General features: G+C 47.5%; 13 protein-coding genes, 1 tRNA gene, 2 rRNA genes and 1 riboswitch. Of the genes, 2 read left to right on the plus strand and 14 right to left on the minus strand.

The genetic code is table 11. The features are described 5' to 3' along the window. Positions 1–23: 23 nt before the first annotated feature. The 3 genes from AC4EHB_RS12710 to groES form a co-directional block, all read right to left on the minus strand. Positions 24–851, minus strand: coding sequence for a MetQ/NlpA family ABC transporter substrate-binding protein (locus AC4EHB_RS12710; RefSeq protein ID WP_490981747.1), 828 nt, complete (start codon positions 849–851; stop codon positions 24–26). A 200-nt stretch (positions 852–1,051) separates the two neighbouring features. Then, positions 1,052–1,178, minus strand: a riboswitch (SAM riboswitch). Positions 1,179–1,349: 171 nt separating this feature from the next. Beyond that, positions 1,350–2,978 carry a chaperonin GroEL gene (gene groL / locus AC4EHB_RS12715; protein WP_490981748.1) on the minus strand — a complete coding sequence of 543 codons (1,629 nt, stop codon included), beginning with the start codon at positions 2,976–2,978 and terminating at the stop codon, positions 1,350–1,352. Between the two features lie 192 nt (positions 2,979–3,170). Next, positions 3,171–3,455 carry a co-chaperone GroES gene (groES, locus tag AC4EHB_RS12720; RefSeq protein WP_490975668.1) on the minus strand — a complete coding sequence of 95 codons (285 nt, stop codon included), beginning with the start codon at positions 3,453–3,455 and terminating at the stop codon, positions 3,171–3,173. A gap of 197 nt (positions 3,456–3,652) precedes the next feature. Here groES and AC4EHB_RS12725 point away from each other — a divergent pair, with 197 nt between their 5' ends. Beyond that, positions 3,653–4,444, plus strand: coding sequence for a CPBP family intramembrane glutamic endopeptidase (locus AC4EHB_RS12725; protein WP_490981749.1), 792 nt, complete (start codon positions 3,653–3,655; stop codon positions 4,442–4,444). A gap of 31 nt (positions 4,445–4,475) precedes the next feature. On the opposite strand, the gene tatC is transcribed toward AC4EHB_RS12725, so the two are convergent. From tatC to AC4EHB_RS12740, 3 genes are all read right to left on the minus strand, one after another. Next, complete coding sequence (gene tatC / locus AC4EHB_RS12730; RefSeq protein WP_490975666.1) at positions 4,476–5,246, minus strand: twin-arginine translocase subunit TatC; 771 nt, start codon at positions 5,244–5,246, stop codon at positions 4,476–4,478. Positions 5,247–5,258: 12 nt separating this feature from the next. Then, positions 5,259–5,456 carry a twin-arginine translocase TatA/TatE family subunit gene (locus AC4EHB_RS12735; RefSeq protein ID WP_490975665.1) on the minus strand — a complete coding sequence of 66 codons (198 nt, stop codon included), beginning with the start codon at positions 5,454–5,456 and terminating at the stop codon, positions 5,259–5,261. A gap of 90 nt (positions 5,457–5,546) precedes the next feature. Further along, the gene (locus AC4EHB_RS12740; protein WP_490975664.1) at positions 5,547–6,179 is read right to left on the minus strand and encodes a redox-sensing transcriptional repressor Rex; all 633 of its coding nucleotides are present in this window, start codon (positions 6,177–6,179) and stop codon (positions 5,547–5,549) included. A gap of 129 nt (positions 6,180–6,308) precedes the next feature. Here AC4EHB_RS12740 and AC4EHB_RS12745 point away from each other — a divergent pair, with 129 nt between their 5' ends. Then, positions 6,309–8,249 carry an ABC-F family ATP-binding cassette domain-containing protein gene (locus AC4EHB_RS12745; protein WP_490981750.1) on the plus strand — a complete coding sequence of 647 codons (1,941 nt, stop codon included), beginning with the start codon at positions 6,309–6,311 and terminating at the stop codon, positions 8,247–8,249. Positions 8,250–8,609: 360 nt separating this feature from the next. Here AC4EHB_RS12745 and tsaD read toward each other — a convergent pair whose 3' ends face one another. The 8 genes from tsaD to AC4EHB_RS12785 all read right to left on the minus strand — a co-directional run. After that, a complete protein-coding gene (tsaD, locus tag AC4EHB_RS12750; RefSeq protein ID WP_490975662.1) occupies positions 8,610–9,629 on the minus strand; it encodes a tRNA (adenosine(37)-N6)-threonylcarbamoyltransferase complex transferase subunit TsaD in 1,020 nt (339 codons plus the stop codon). Next, positions 9,622–10,077: a ribosomal protein S18-alanine N-acetyltransferase gene (gene rimI / locus AC4EHB_RS12755; RefSeq protein WP_490981751.1), complete on the minus strand. Its 456-nt coding sequence runs from the start codon at positions 10,075–10,077 to the stop codon at positions 9,622–9,624. The genes tsaD and rimI overlap by 8 nt, the downstream gene beginning before the upstream one ends. After that, the gene (gene tsaB, locus AC4EHB_RS12760) at positions 10,074–10,769 is read right to left on the minus strand and encodes a tRNA (adenosine(37)-N6)-threonylcarbamoyltransferase complex dimerization subunit type 1 TsaB (RefSeq protein WP_490981752.1); all 696 of its coding nucleotides are present in this window, start codon (positions 10,767–10,769) and stop codon (positions 10,074–10,076) included. The genes rimI and tsaB overlap by 4 nt, the downstream gene beginning before the upstream one ends. Further along, a complete protein-coding gene (tsaE, locus tag AC4EHB_RS12765) occupies positions 10,766–11,218 on the minus strand; it encodes a tRNA (adenosine(37)-N6)-threonylcarbamoyltransferase complex ATPase subunit type 1 TsaE (protein WP_490975659.1) in 453 nt (150 codons plus the stop codon). The genes tsaB and tsaE overlap by 4 nt, the downstream gene beginning before the upstream one ends. 158 nt (positions 11,219–11,376) lie before the next feature. Further along, positions 11,377–11,841, minus strand: a complete 465-nt coding sequence (locus tag AC4EHB_RS12770; protein WP_490981753.1) for a DUF2691 family protein — start codon at positions 11,839–11,841, stop codon at positions 11,377–11,379. 98 nt (positions 11,842–11,939) lie between these two features. Further along, a tRNA-Asp gene (locus tag AC4EHB_RS12775) sits at positions 11,940–12,012 on the minus strand. Between the two features lie 14 nt (positions 12,013–12,026). Continuing rightward, positions 12,027–12,142 (minus strand): 5S ribosomal RNA (gene rrf / locus AC4EHB_RS12780). Positions 12,143–12,219: 77 nt separating this feature from the next. Beyond that, positions 12,220–12,306 (minus strand): 23S ribosomal RNA (locus tag AC4EHB_RS12785); the annotation flags it as partial.

Raw genomic sequence — 12,306 nt, forward strand, 5'->3', positions numbered from 1 at the left:
CTTTTTCTAATACGGGTTCTTATTTATTGATCCCATTCCTCTGTTAAGATGAACCCGTCATATTGTTCATTCGACTCGATGTATTCCTTAAATTCCTCTGATTCATATGCTTCCTTCAAATCTCTCGCCCATTCTGTATCCTCGTTTTCTTCCTCAATCGTTACAACAATCCGGTGCTGCTCAGGTGTATCTTCAATCTTGAGGGCATCTGTAATTTTCCGGTCCGGAGCATTGGCAATATAATTGCCATTGACGACCCCAAAGTCAATGTCCTGCAGTGATACTAGAATTTGAGCAGGGTCTAATACTTTAATGTCAATGTCGTAATCGGCTGTTTCAACACCTTTCAGGTTGAAATCTGTAACCCCTGCATCAGACGAGACAGTCACCCATCCTAACTCCTCAAGAATACGCACCGCTCTTTCCTGGTTTACCGGATCATTCGGCACCCCTACGGTTGATCCGTCTTTCACTTCATCCAGGGATTGATGATGTTTAGAATATAATCCTTGAGGGGCACTCGGCACAAAAGCAATACCGGTCATATTCATGTTTAATTCATCATTCATCCCTTCCATATAAGCTGTACTCTGAAAAATACTCGCATCAATTGAACCTTCTTGCATTGCCGGATTCAACTGCATATTCTGAGAGAAGGTTGTCGTATCAACGGTGTACCCTTTCTCCTCTAAGATGGGCAAGATGCCTTCTTTGAATTGCTGCTCATAAGTGCCAACTCCGAAACCGACCCGCACTTCTTTCGTATCCCTTCCGGAAGCTTGATCATTGCCGCAGCCCGCTAATAATAGGGAAGCTGAAAGCCCCAACATACCAATTAATCGCTTTTTCATTTGCTATCTCTCCTTGTTTTTCATTATTTTACTCTGCCCCTGACAAATCTAAACCAGTTGCATATGCGGCAATTTTATAAACTGGAAATGATGTAAAACATTTCGGCGGTTCGATACCTTTTACTCCTCATTCCTCTCAATCCATTGAATAGAAAAAAGCCCCTCTCCATAATTAAGAAGAGGGGCTCACGGTCCGGCTCTTCTCATCTTTCAAGTGCTGTCTAGGGCACCTGCTGGATTTGGCACAGTTACAAATCGGAATGTTCTCCAATTAGTTCCGCTGCCGAAGCTTCAAAGGGCCAGTCCCTCCACTTCTCTAGATAAGAATTTATGTATACTCGGAAATTTAATACCGAGTAATCTGATGTGATTAATACAATAGCAGACGATCCATTTCATTACAACACATTTTCAGAAAATCATTTTAATATTTTACCCAACAGAATAGAAAAACTCCCTCTCACTTAGTGAGAGGGAGTTTTTCCGGAAGGCTGATGATTACATCATGCCGCCCATACCGCCCATATCAGGCATGCCGCCTTGGCCTGCTGGTTCTGGGATGTCTGCTACGACTGCTTCAGTCGTCAAGAACATCGCTGCAACGGATGCTGCGTTTTGAAGTGCAGAACGCGTCACTTTCGTCGGGTCGACGATTCCTTGCTCAAGCATGTTGACCCAAGTGCCGTTCGCTGCGTTGAAGCCGATGCCGATTTCTTCCGATTTCAGGCGGTGAACAATGATCGATCCTTCAAGGCCTGCGTTCGTTGCGATTTGGCGAACCGGCTCTTCTAACGCGCGAAGAACGATTTTGACGCCTGTTGCTTCATCGCCTTCTGTTGTTTCCAGAAGTTCCGCGACTTTATTGTATACATTGACAAGCGCTGTACCACCGCCTGCAACGATTCCTTCTTCTACTGCTGCGCGCGTTGCGTTCAAAGCATCTTCAATGCGCAATTTGCGTTCTTTCAATTCTGTTTCAGTAGCCGCTCCAACTTTAATGACTGCTACGCCGCCGGCAAGTTTTGCCAAGCGTTCCTGTAATTTCTCTTTGTCGAATTCTGAAGTCGTTTCTTCCAGCTGGTTGCGGATTTGCGCCACGCGGGCAACAATCTGCTGCTGGTCTCCAGCGCCTTCAACGATTGTCGTGTTTTCTTTCGATACGACAACTTTCGATGCACGGCCAAGCTGTGCAATGTTCGTCGTTTTCAATTCCAAGCCAAGGTCTTCCGTGATGACTTCCGCACCTGTCAATGCTGCAATGTCTTCAAGCATCGCTTTGCGGCGATCGCCGAAGCCCGGAGCTTTGACAGCTACAGCATTGAACGTTCCACGCAATTTGTTGACGACCAATGTAGCCAACGCTTCGCCTTCAACGTCTTCCGCTACGATCAATAACGGTTTGCTTTGCTGAACAACTTGCTCCAACACTGGAAGGATTTCCTGGATGTTGCCGATTTTCTTGTCAGTGACAAGGATGAACGGGTTTTCAAGGACTGCTTCCATTTTGTCCGAATCCGTCACCATGTATGGCGACTGGTAGCCGCGGTCGAATTGCATGCCTTCTACAACGTCCAATTCCGTCGTGAAGCCGCGTGATTCTTCCAGCGTGATCACACCGTCATTGCCGACGCGCTCCATCGCTTCAGCGATCAAGTTGCCCACTTCAGCGTCACCGGAAGAAATAGCTGCCACTTGTGAAATCGATTCTTTGCCTTCGATTTGCTGGGAAACGGCTTTCAAGCCTTCCACAGCGCTTGCGACAGCCAATTCGATCCCACGGCGGATGCCGACAGGGTTCGCGCCTGCAGTGACGTTTTTCAGTCCTTCACGGATCATTGCTTGCGCAAGGACCGTTGCCGTTGTCGTACCGTCTCCTGCGATGTCATTCGTTTTAGAAGCGACTTCCGCCACCAATTTCGCGCCCATGTTTTCGAACGGGTTTTCAAGCTCGATTTCTTTCGCAATCGTTACGCCGTCATTTGTGATGAGGGGTGAACCGAATTTCTTCTCAAGTACAACGTTGCGCCCTTTCGGCCCAAGTGTCACTTTCACTGCATCTGCCAATTTATCAACACCGCGCAGCATCTGGCTGCGTGCATCTTCGCTGAATAAAATCTCTTTTGCCATGTTTAGTTTCCTCCTCTATCTTGTTAAAACATTCTATATTGTTATTCACCCGGTTAATAATATGGAGCAAAACGGCGAAGACGCCTGCGGGATAGCGAGACAGCCGAGACCCTGCAGGAGCGCAGCGACGAAGCGGCTTGGCGCTCGCCCGCGGCAAGCGAGCCGTTTTGCGTAATATTAGGAATATATGGCTTAGCCTAATACAGCTAAAATGTCGTTTTCGCGCAAGATTAAGTATTCATTGCCTTCGTATTTAAGTTCAGATCCTGCATATTTCGAGAAGATGACCCGGTCGCCTTCTTGGACGTCCAATTCAGTGCGCTGTCCATTGTCGCGGATAAGTCCGTTGCCAACAGCGATCACTTTGCCTTCCTGCGGTTTTTCCTGTGCCGATCCCGGCAATACAATCCCGCTTGAAGTTTTTTCTTCAGCTTCGATAAGCTTAATAATTACGCGATCTCCTAATGGTCTTAACAATTGAAACACCCTCCTCAGATTATCTAAATAAATATTTCTTAGCACTCTCAACACCCGAGTGCTAACCCACTTCTCAGTTTAATAAAACCGCCTCTCTTTTGCAAGTCAAAACATTCTCTTTTTTTAAATCTTTGCGGTCGCCCGGTGAAAGTTCTACAATAGAAGGAGCATGCATTAACGAAAGGAATCTACCTGAAATGAAATTGAATTTAAAAGCGCAGACCGATACAAGCCGCAACGGCAAAAGCAAACTGAGCGTCACCGCCAAACGCCAGACAAAAAAGACGCCGCTTTATGTCCTGCTCATCTTCATCGTGATGCAGCTAGCACCGGCATTCTTCATCGCACCTACCATGGGTTATTTCGAGGGACAAGGCCTCGAGGAAACAACAGCACGGATGACCACTACCGGTTGGCTCATCGTCAGCTCCATGGGCATCGGCTTTGTCGCCACCATAATCCTCGTGCTTCGGGACAAGCGCTTTTTCGATATCTGGAAAGGCAAAAAAACGAGCCTACCGATGGCATTCCTTTGGGGAGCCCTCGGCTTCTTGCTGCTGCTAATTGGGCAGTCGCTTGCTGTCATGATTGAAATGGCCATCGGCATCGATCCCGGATCGGAGAACACGATGGCGCTCGTCAGCGTTGCTGAAGTTGTGCCGCTTACGATACTCGCAATCGTCCTATTCGCCCCGGTCCTTGAAGAACTTGTATTCCGCCGCGTCATTTTCGGCTCACTGAACCAAACAACGAACTTTTGGGTTGCTACTGCCGTCAGTGCATTGGCGTTCGGGCTTGTCCACATGGAAATGACACACTTGCTGACGTATTTTTCCACCGGCCTGGTGCTCGCATTCCTTTACCAGAAAACAAAACGCATCATCACTCCAATTATCGCGCACATCCTGCTGAACGGCTATGTCATGGCCATCCAGCTCAACATGGATAAGATCCAAGGATTCTTGAAAGAATTGGAGAAAATCCAATAACAACTGCATAACAAAAAAAGCCTTCCCCGATTTAATTCGGTGGAAGGCTTTCTTGTTGTTCGATGATTTGCTGCTGCTGCTCTGCTTTCAAAAACTTGCGGTAGCCAATTTTGGCGATGACGACACTGAACTCATAAAGCACGATTAACGGCAGTGTAACAATCATATGTGAGACAATGTCCGGCGGCGTGATGAACGCCGCGATGATCACCAATCCAAGATACGAATACTTGCGGTATTTCGTCATCAGCATCGGCGTAATAAAACCGAGCCTTGTCAGGAACAGCATCAATACCGGCAGCTGGAAAATCAAGCCGAACGGCAGGGTGATTTGGAACAGGAATTGGAAATATTCATTGATCCCGATGGTTTCCTGGATATCCATGTTGTCAGAGATATTCAGCATAAAACCGATTACATAAGGAAACAGGACCAAATAGGAAAAAGCGATCCCGCCTAAAAACAAGATTAAGGAAAACGGAATATAGCTTAGCGTCGCTCGCCGTTCTTTTTCAAGAAGTCCCGGGCTGATAAACGCCCAGAATTGATACATGATCACGGGCGAAGTGAAGATCAACGCTAAAATCATCGTTACCTGCATAAAAATCTTGAGTGGATCCGTAATTTTGAACGCGTTCAAGGTAAGATTTTTCGCTTCTTCTGTATATTGCAGATACTGAATCAACGGTTGGGCAAGGAAAAAGCTGACAATGAGCGCTAATACAAAGAAAACGACTACAATGGTGAGCCGTTTTCTCAATTCAACTATATGTTCAACTAAGGTCATATCTTTTTCTGTCATCAGACAAACATCCTAACGTATTTCCTTTTGCTCTTCTTTCTTTTTCAAATCTACTTTCTGATCGTCGTCATCATCTACAAGTCCTTTTGTAGCATTTTTGAACTCACGCAAAGACGAACCAAACGCTTTCCCGAGTTCCGGCAACTTTTTAGGGCCGAAAACAAGTAAAGCAACAACTCCGATAACGATGATACTCATTGGACCTGGCATACGAGGCACCTCCTGTATTATGGCTCTATTCTACATCATTCGAGCCCTTTTGGCTATTTCGAGAAACCCTTCAAATGTGAAGATTTTAAGTCAATGCTGCTTGATCTGGTAGATCAGCGTCTGCAGCTCGACGGACAAGTCAATGGTCTGTACGCGGATATGGTCCGGCACTGCAATGCGCACCGGCGTAAAGTTTAGTATGCCCTTGATGTCAGTTTTCGCAAGGCGATCGGTCACTTCTTGTGCTGACCTCGACGGCACAGTCAGGATGACCACTTCGATGCCGCATTCGGTGATCTTCTCTTCAATGCGGTCCGGATGATAAGTGTCGATGCCACTGATCCGTTCGCCTTCAAGCGGACTGTTTGTATCGAAAGCCAGCACGATTTTCGTATTGTGGTTGCGCTGAAAATTGTATTTGAGGAATGCGCTGCCGAGATGGCCGACGCCGATCAACGCAACGTTCGTCGCTTCATCTTGATCCAAAGTCTTGCGGAAGAATTCAAGCAAGCCCTGGACATCGTAGCCATAGCCTTTTTTGCCGAATGCCCCGAGGTAGGAAAAATCGCGGCGGATCGTAGCGGAATCGATTTTCATCGCTTCACTCAATTCCTGCGATGAAATCCGCTTTTGTCCGGCGTTCGCGAAATTCTGGATAAAACGGTAATATAGCGGCAGGCGTTTTGTCGTCGCCTGCGGAATTTTCGTTGGTTCGTGCAGCATGCCAGCTTACCTCCTGAGGTCTTGTCAAATCGATACTATCTTACATTAGGAACCTCCAGATGTAAAGCTGGCTTTATTGCGGACAGCCGCCCTATGGGCTACACTTGAAGTAGAATTGAGGTGACCCGCATGATAGTACTGCAAGTAAACCAAGTCCATAAATCGTTCGGCGCAGATGAGATTCTCTCAGGCGTCAAACTGGAAGTCCAACACCGCGACCGCGTTGCACTCGTAGGCCGCAACGGCGCGGGCAAATCGACGCTTTTGAAAATCATATCCGGTGAGATGTCTTATGACAGCGGCGAAATCATCATGCCGAAAGATTTGACCATCGGTTATTTGGAACAACAGAACGACCTGGAATCCGACGCGACCGTGTGGGAGGAAATGATGACGATTTTCACTCATTTCCGCGAACAGGAAGCGCAGCTCCGCCGCCTCGAAGCCCAGATGGCTGAGCAAGAAGTACATGACGATGCAGAGCTGTACGACAAGGTCATGAAAGAGTATGACACGCTCCAGCATGATTTCAAGGATGCCGGTGGCTACCAGTTCGAATCTGATACCCGCGCCATCCTCCACGGCATGAAATTCTATGCGGACGACTACGGCAAAAAGGTCGTATCTTTGTCCGGCGGGCAAAAGACGCGGCTCATGCTGGCGAAACTTCTGCTGTCCAAGCCACAGCTATTGATCCTCGATGAACCGACAAACCATCTTGACATTGAAACGCTGAGCTGGCTCGAGAACTATTTGAAGAATTATCCCGGCGCCCTGCTGATTGTATCGCATGACCGCTACTTCCTCGACCAGGTCGTAACGCTTGTTTATGAAGTGGCACGGCATCGCGTTAAAAAGTACACAGGCAATTACAGCCGCTATCTGGACGAGAAAGCGAAGCAATATGACCTTGACATGAAACAGTTTGAAAAGCAGCAAGGCGAAAAAGCCAAGCTCGAAGATTATGTTCAGCGCAACCTGGTGCGGGCATCGACGACAAAGATGGCGCAGAGCCGCCGCAAGATCCTGGAAAAAACAGAATGGATGGGGGCACCGGACGGCAGCGAAAAATCCGCACGTTTCGGCTTTACAATCGACAAACAAAGCGGCAATGATGTGCTGACCGCCAATTCACTGGCTATCGGCTATAGTGGCGAGCCGGTCTCAAAAGACATTTCGCTGAAGCTGTACCGCCAGGAAAGCATGGCACTTGTTGGGCCGAACGGCGTCGGCAAGTCGACCCTGCTGAAGACGATTATGAAAGAACTCAAGCCCCTTGCCGGCGATATCCATTACGGCACAGGCATCCAGTTCGGCTATTACGACCAGGAACAGGCCAACTTAAAAGGAAATAAACTATTATTGAATGAACTATGGGATGAATACCCGCTAATCAATGAAAAGGAAATCCGCGGCATCCTCGGGCGTTTCCTGTTTTCCGGAGATGATGTATTAAAGCCGATTTCTACGCTATCCGGCGGCGAAAAAGCCCGCGTCGCGCTCGCCAAGCTGATGATGCAAAAAGCCAATGTGCTGCTGTTGGATGAGCCGACAAACCATTTGGACCTTGACAGCAAAGAAGTGCTGGAAAATGCATTGATCGATTATCCTGGCACCATCCTTTTCGTGTCCCATGACCGGTATTTCATGAACCGCATCGGCACGAAAGTCATTGAACTGACCCAAGACGGCGCAACGGAATACCTTGGCAACTACGATTATTACGTAGAGAAAAAGCTTGAGATGGAAGAGCTGGCCGCACTTGAAGCGGACCAATCCACTGTGGCAGTGAAAGCTGCTCCAGCAGCGACAACTTCCCAAATCGACAAAGGTGCAAAGAAATTGGAACGCCAGCTTTTGCGCCAAACAGAGGAAACTGAGCTGGAAATGGAAAAGCTCGACGCGCAGATTTCCGAAATCGAAGAGCAGCTTTGCCTCCCAGAAGTATTCCAGGACCACGAACGGGTACTGCCTTTGCAGACTCAATTGGAAAGCTTGAAAGAACAGCAGGAAGAAAAAATGTCCGCATGGCTGGAATTACAGGAACAGATTGAAAAAGTGAACAGTTGACCGTATACATCTGTATACGGTTTTTTCTTTTTCTATATCTAGGTCAATACCTATTTGCGAAATAATTATTTCCACAAAGTTGTACACATCCAAAGAAGTGCAATAACAGCTATCAACAGACTTTTCCACATTATCCACAATTCAATTAAATGTTATCCACATAGTTTTCCAGTGTAGAGGCTACAATATGTAGGTAAACGGCTGTTTTTCATAGAGTTATGAACAGCTTATTCACAATTTGTGCATAAGTACAAATGTTCTCTATTGACAGTCAAAGGATCAATTGTGCATAAAAAAGCTCAATTATGTACGAAAAAGCTCGGCAGGAACCGTGAAATCCGGGTTTCTGCCGAGCTTTTTTCAATTCCAGGAAGCAAGTTCCATTCCCGGCCGTCCATTCATAGCCATCGTTCCTCGTATGCCTTTTTCGAACATGACCGTTCCGGCCGCAGCGATCATCGCTGCATTATCTGTACATAAAGCAAGAGGTGGAATATAGAACGGGATGTCTTTTCCATCGAACGCTGCCGTCAAAGAAGTCCGCAGCCCTTTATTTGCGGCTACGCCGCCCGCTGCAATCACCTGGCGCACCTTATACTGCTCTGCTGCGCGCACGGCTTTAGCTGTCACCACTTCAACGACACTGTTCTGGAAGCCTGCAGCGATGTGCTCAGGCGGAATCTCTTCCCCTCGCTGCGCCGCATTGTGCAGATAATTCAACACCGATGATTTCAAGCCGCTGAAGCTAAAATCATAGGAGCCGTCTTCAAGCCACACGCGCGGAAAATCGACAGCCCCGTCGCTTGCATGCGCAAGCCGGTCAATGTGCGGGCCGCCCGGATACGGCAAGTTCAGCGTTCTGGCAACTTTGTCATATGCTTCCCCTGCCGCGTCGTCGCGCGTCTCACCGATTACGTCAAAATCGCCATGCTTTTTCATAAACACCAATTCGGTATGGCCGCCCGAAATCACCAATGCCAATAAAGGAAATTCCATTTCCTGTTCAAGCCGGTTGGCATAGATATGCCCTGCGATATGATGAACCCCGACAAGCGGCAATTGGTGGGCAAAGGCAAAGGCTTTCGCCGCATTAACGCCGACCAGCAGCGCGCCGACCAGTCCAGGACCTTCGGTTACCGCCACAGCACTCAGTTCTTTCGGCTCCATGCTGGCTTGCGTTAAAGCTTCTTCGATCACCAATGTGATTTGCTCGACATGATGCCGCGAAGCGATTTCCGGGACAACGCCCCCGAAACGTTTATGACTCTCGATTTGCGAGGCCACGACGTTGGAAATGATTTCCGTCCCGTTTTTGACAACAGACGCAGCGGTTTCGTCGCAGCTTGTTTCTATTCCTAATACATAGATATCTTCAGTCATTAAAATTCACCCACATTACTATGGCATCTTCCTGGTTATCGGTATAATACCCCTTCCGGATGCCACCATTTTTAAAACCCATTTTCCGGTATAAATTCTGCGCCGCATGGTTGCTGACACGCGCTTCAAGCGTCATCAGCTCTGCGCCTTTTGATTTGGCGACCCTGACGACTTCTCCCATCAAGCGTTCGCCGTATTTTTTGCCGCGCTCCTGCGGCAGGATCGCGATATTCGTGATATGGCACTCATCCAAGATCAGCCACATTCCGCAATAACCGACAATGCCTTCTTGCGTTTCAGCGATTACGTAATAGGCATGATCGTTATTTTCCATTTCATGGCGAAATGATTCTTTCGTCCACGGCAGCGTAAAAGACAATTTTTCAATCTCATAGACTTGATCGATGTCGTCGACCGTCATTTGACGGAATGCCAGCTCTGCGCTCATGATGGCTGGCCTTCTTGCTTCTTGATGTAATTCGCTTCGGCTTCAGTAATGCGCTGATATTCAGGCACTGCATGATGAATATCTGAAGCTTCCGACTGCTGCGCCAATAAAATCAAGTTCGAAGCGCGCGGCAAACGATTTTGAGGTGTGCTGAAATGCGCCATTTCGTCCAGGACTTCACGGATCAGCTCCTCATAGATAGAAACGTCTGCACCTGTAAAGAGGACAGGTCTACCTATTGCCTTGGCTTTATTCAAGAACTCCCGGAAATCACTGTGCACATCGCCAATAACCGGTTCAAGTGTTTTTCCATCATACAGTGCAGTAAATGCCGTACCTCTCCGCGCATCCATCACCGGACACACTAAACCCTCGAAAGACTGGCCATTCGCCGCCAATACTTTCAGGCTGGATACCATATGCAACGGAATTTTCAGTGACCAGGCCAATGTTTTCGCGATGGTCAGCCCAATCCGGATGCCGGTATACGAACCCGGTCCTTCCGCTACTGCTATATGCGTCAAATCAGCAGGCGCGACTTTCGCTTTCTTCATCATTTCCTCAATCGCCGGCATTGCTGTCAGCGAGTGATTGATTTTCAAGTTCGTGACTTCTTCTATTAAAACGGTCTGGTCTTCCATCAAAGCAATCGCTAAGGGATAGTTTGAGGTATCGATGCCTAGATAAATCATAAGTTTAGCTCCTTGCATAAAGTTTCATAGCGCAGGCCTCTTGGGTGAAGGCCGATTTCGCGAGCCTCTTCCGACTTGCGGGTGATGATGATGTCCAAGCGGTCTTCCGGCAAATACTCGCTGATGAATTTTGCCCATTCTACGACCGATACTGCGTCGCCTGAGAACAATTCATCAAAGCCAATGTCTTCACTGCTATCTTCTAAGCGATAGGCGTCGATATGGTTCAATTCCAGGTCGCCTTCGTATTGTTTTAAGATGGTGAATGTCGGGCTGTTGACCATTCGTTTAATGCCAAGCCCCTTCGCGATGCCTTTGGTGAATGTCGTTTTTCCTGCGCCAAGGCTGCCTTCAAGCGTCAGAAGATCCTGCGGCTGCAGCAGAAGGGCCAGCTTTTCAGCGAACGCCATCGTTTCTTCGGGGGAGTTCACTTCTATTGTATAGTTCATTTTATCCGTCACCTCTATTGAGTCTTAACATAGTTTAGCGAAGAAAGCGCAGGAAATCAAAAAATCCACTTTCTTGTGCGTTTCATGCCGTTTTATAAGTTAAAAGTTAGATCAAACATTTAGATAGGCTTTAAAGCTGGAAACGAAGCCTGCCATTCTTACCAAACAGATAGCCTGGTTCTTGAATCGTTTTCATCGGTTATATATTCAATATCGGTAAAACTATTATTTGCTGCATTTTTTTGCAGAGAGATGATGGTCTCCTGATTTTTGCAGTAAATGGTGACGTAGATGCAATCCACCACGAGCAGAACCAGTTCGCAATCACTTTCCATAAATTCTTTGTAGGTTTCGATGCTAGATATTTCTTCACTCGGATATGCCTGCAAATCAGCAAAAATAACATAATAATCATTCGTTTCCAATGTGAGTTTCAGTTCTGTCCCTATAATGGCCTCTCTGCTATCTGAGAAAAGCATTCCATCTAGTTTACCGTTAACTGCCTTATACGATTCGCCTATGCCAATCTTCCAATTGTACGCGTTAATATCTATAGGCTTTAGGACATCTCCAAGAAAACGGCCATAGTCGTCCGGAATTTCAAAACTGATTCCTCTTCTCATAAAGTTGCCTCCATAGATAGTTTCAAGTTATGCCGCTTGCTTAATCCAAACAAAAAAAATGAACACAGCCCATTGGCTGTGTTCATTCGGAAAAATTACGGTCCCGACCGGGATCGAACCGGCGATCTCCTGCGTGACAGGCAGGCATGTTAACCGCTACACCACGGGACCAAAAAAAAAATACAGACCAGCGACGTCCTACTCTCACAGGGGGAAACCCCCAACTACCATCGGCGCAAAAGAGCTTAACTGCCGTGTTCGGGATGGGAACGGGTGTGGCCTCTTTGCCATCATCACTGGACTATTTTCTTGAGTGCTTGCGCCCTCAAAACTGGATACACGACATTGAAACGAAACGGGCAATCCGTGCCCACGGTTTTGGTTAAGTCCTCGATCGATTAGTATTCGTCAGCTGCACGTGTCGCCACGCTTCCACTCCGAACCTATCTACCTCATCGTCTTTGA

It is taken from the genome of Planococcus sp. TJ-302 (assembly GCF_058268455.1).